The organism is Amycolatopsis tucumanensis, from assembly GCF_021654135.1.
In the GTDB taxonomy this organism is placed as follows: domain Bacteria; phylum Actinomycetota; class Actinomycetes; order Mycobacteriales; family Pseudonocardiaceae; genus Amycolatopsis_E; species Amycolatopsis_E tucumanensis.
In genome coordinates this window covers 1-3,409 of sequence record NZ_JAKGSD010000122.1, presented here as the reverse complement: position 1 = coordinate 3,409, position 3,409 = coordinate 1, and the positions used below count along the sequence as shown (strand labels likewise).

General features: G+C 73.1%; 4 protein-coding genes. 1 reads left to right on the top strand and 3 read right to left on the bottom strand.

Features of this window, described 5'->3' with window-relative positions:
• Window positions 1-61 precede the first annotated feature (61 nt).
• On the bottom strand, window positions 62-499 hold the full coding sequence (locus L2C96_RS44030) for a VOC family protein (RefSeq protein ID WP_237340312.1): 438 nt from the start codon (window positions 497-499) through the stop codon (window positions 62-64).
• A 9-nt stretch (window positions 500-508) separates the two neighbouring features.
• Here L2C96_RS44030 and L2C96_RS44025 point away from each other — a divergent pair, with 9 nt between their 5' ends.
• Window positions 509-1,261: a helix-turn-helix domain-containing protein gene (locus L2C96_RS44025; RefSeq protein ID WP_237340311.1), complete on the top strand. Its 753-nt coding sequence runs from the start codon at window positions 509-511 to the stop codon at window positions 1,259-1,261.
• Here L2C96_RS44025 and L2C96_RS44020 read toward each other — a convergent pair.
• Window positions 1,258-2,034, bottom strand: coding sequence for an alpha/beta fold hydrolase (locus L2C96_RS44020; protein ID WP_237340310.1), 777 nt, complete (start codon window positions 2,032-2,034; stop codon window positions 1,258-1,260). The two genes, L2C96_RS44025 and L2C96_RS44020, sit on opposite strands and share 4 nt — an antisense overlap.
• A complete protein-coding gene (locus L2C96_RS44015) occupies window positions 2,031-2,549 on the bottom strand; it encodes a PadR family transcriptional regulator (RefSeq protein WP_237340309.1) in 519 nt (172 codons plus the stop codon). Before L2C96_RS44015 ends, L2C96_RS44020 begins: the two co-directional genes overlap by 4 nt.
• Window positions 2,550-3,409: the final 860 nt, after the last annotated feature.

The following is a 3,409-nucleotide window of genomic DNA, read 5'->3' as shown; positions in this document are numbered from 1 at the left end:
GCCAACCCGCCACCCGATCCCTCACCGCCTACGACCACTGACCGAGTTACGCATCGCTCGTCTAGACGTCGATGAGACCGATCCGCACCGTGCCGTCGGGGTCCACGGCCCAGCCCGAGTTGTGCGCGATCTCCCAGATGAGGCCGATCGGGTCGCGGAAGTGGCCGTGGTAGCCGCCGAACGCGGCCCGCTGGCCGGGTTTCAGGATTTCCGCACCGGCCCGCTCCGCGGCGTCCAGGCAGCGGTCCACCGCGTCCGGGCCGGGCAGGTTGTGGGACAGGGTCAGCCCGGCCGGGCCGGTGACGTCGGTGGTGTTCAGGTCCTCGGCGAACTTCACGGCGTCGAACAGGCCGAGCGCGACCCCGTGGGCGACCTGGAAGAACAGGATCTCGCCGGGCACGTCCAGCAGGGGCTTCCAGCCGAGCCCGTCCACGTAGAACGCCCTCGCGGCGTCGAGGTCCCGGGTGGACACCGTGATGATCTGCAGGCTTTGTTCCATACTCGGAGCATGGCAGCCGAGCCCGGGGAGGGCTTGAACGAAACGGACACCTACCGCGAACGGGTGGGTTCCGGTGTCGTGCGCTGCTGGTGGGCGCAGCGGGTGCCGGGCGAGTTCGTGCAGCGGGTGGTGCCGGACGCGGCGGCGGACGTGATCGTCGCGTCGACCGGCGCGGCCTACCTGGTGGGGCCCACGCTGGCGCCCGCGCTGCACCTGCTGCCGCCCGGCGCGGAGCTGCGCGGGCTGCGGCTGCGCACCGAGGCGACCGCGGCGGTGCTGGGCCTGCCGGGTGATGAGGTGCGGGACGCGGTGGTGCCGTTGAGCGCGGTGCTGCCGGACGCGGCCGCCCGCACGGTCGCGGAATCGGTGTGGCGCGGTGTTTTCCCGTCGGCGCTGCGGCCCCGGCCGGGTGATCCGCGGGTGCGGCACGCGGTGAGCCGGATCTGGCGGGGCGCGCCGCTGGACGGGGTCGCGGACGAGGTTTCGCTGACGGGCCGCCAGTTGCGCAGGCTGTTCACCGAGCAGGTCGGCCTCGGGCCCAAGGCGCTGCAGCGGATCGTGCGGTTCCAGCGTTTCCTGCGCAGCGCGGACGCCGTGCGCCCGTCTTCGCTGGCCGACTCCGCGGTGGCCGCCGGGTACGCCGACCAGGCTCACCTGACGCGCGAGACGCGTGACCTGGCCGGGGTCACGCCCGCGGTGCTGGTCCGGGAACGCCACGGCCTGGCCGCGCCGGACGCCGCGGGCGCGGTCGCCGTCTTCTAACGCGCCGGGAGGAGCCGCGGGTCGGTGGCGCCGTCCAGCCAGGCCCGCAGGACGTCGTTGAACAGGACGGGGTCCTCGACGTTCCAGACGTGGTGCATGCCGGGCGCGAGCCGGACCTGGGCCTGTGGCGCGATCCGTGCCAGCGTCGCCAAGGACCGCCGCACCACCGGGTCTTCCTTCTCGCCCGCGACGGCCAGCAGCGGTCCCGTGTAGTGGCCGAGTTCCACCGGCACGCCGCCCGCGTACACGTCGGCGAACATCGCGGACGCGGTCTCGCGGCGCACCGACAACCCGTGCGCCACATAGCGTTCCCGGGCGTCGGCAGGCAGCCCGAAGCTCGTGGCCAGCGCCCGCCAGAACCACGGCGCCCGCCAGAACACCAGTTGCAGCCGGGCGATCAGGCGCACCGCGGCGCCGGGCCGCGCGAGCGGCGCCCCGGTCAGGAACGCCGAGCGCACGCGGCCGGGATGCCGGGCCAGCACCCGCACCGCCGTCACCGCGCCCAGCGAGAGCCCGACCAGGTCGAAGGGGCCGTCCACGCCGCACGCGCGCACCCGGTCCACCACGTCGTCGGCCACCGCGTCCAGCCCCGGCCAGTCCTCGTGGACCCGCTCGCCGAAACCGGGCAGGTCCGGCGTGAGCACGGTCCGGTCAGTCAGGGCGGGCACCTGCGGCTCCCACATCCAGTTCGCCGCGTTGCCGCCGTGCAGCATCACCAGCGGCGGGTGCGCCGCGGCCGTCCGCGCGTGGTGCACTTCGGGGAAGCCGGTCACGCGAACTCCTCCTCGACCTCGTCCAGCCAGGCGAGTTCGGTGCGCAGGTGCGCGAGGCCGTTGTCCAGCGTGGCCAGGCGGAGGCGGGCGGCGCGGTCGGGCGCGGCGGCCTCGGACCGCATGCCCTCGAACCGCTCCAGCCGCGCCCGCACCTCCTCCCGGCGCCGGGCGAGCAGCGACCGGAGGCCGTCGTCGTCGAGGCCGTCGCCGAAGAACACGCGCGCCAGGAACGGATCCCGCTCGACGTGGCGCTCCGGCTCGCCGGCGAGCCATTCGGCGAGAGCCGCCCGGCCCGCCGCGGTGATGCGGTGCTCCTGCCGGTCCGGCGCCCGTTCCCCGGGCACCTTCTCGACCTCGGCGTGGCCATCGGCGACGAGCCGGGCCAGCGTCCGGTAGATCTGCGCCCGGTCGGCCGACCAGAAGTGCCCGACGGTCGAGTCGAAGTGGCGTTTGAGGTCGTAACCGGTCATGGGCGCGATGGCGAGCAGGCCCAGGATGATGCGGGAGAGAACCACGCACCTAGCAGACAACTCACCTATTCGACTTGTCAAACTAGGGCGTGTCTGGCAAAGGTGCTGGCTGGTTGCTGGAATGGTGGACTTGCTGCCGGTGCGGACCGGTAAACCGGGGCGGCCGTTCTCCGACGCCCGGCGATGGCGGAGGGAATCATTTACCGCTACCGGTGCGGGATCGCGTGGCGGAATGTGCCTGCGGTGTTCGGGCGCCTGGCAAACAACCTGGACCTGGCACCGCCGCCTGGCCGCCCAGGGCGTCTGGGATGCGGTGCTGGCCCGGCCGCTGGCCACCCGCGGACGCGGCCGGGCAAGATCGACTGGGCGATCTCGGTGGATTCCACGATCGCCCGCGCCCACCAGCGCGCCACCACCATCACCCGCCACGCAGGGGGCTGGATCGAACTACACGAAACCCGGGATCGAGCCGCCCGACCACCAAGATCCACCGGCTGGCCGACGGCCACGGCCGCGCCTTGGTCACCCTGCTCACCGCCCGGTCGGCCGGGGACTCGCCGATGTTCGAACCGCTCATGGCCCACCTGCAGGTCCCCCGGCTGGGCGGCGGCCGACCCCCGCACCAGACCCGATCTCGTGCGCGGCGACAAGGCCTACTCCTCCCGCGCCATTCGCCAACACCTGCGCCGCCGCGGAATTCGCGCGATCATCCCCGAACCCGCCGACCAGATCGGGCGCGGCAAAACGCCGCGGTTCTCGCGGCGGACGCCCACCCACCTTCAACGCCCACGACTACCGCGGCCGCAACGTCATCGAACGCTTCGACGAACTCGCCACCCGCTACCGCGCCGCCTAGATGAGTAAGTCCTAACCCTGGGTGGTGTGTGGAGATGGGTGAAGGGTGT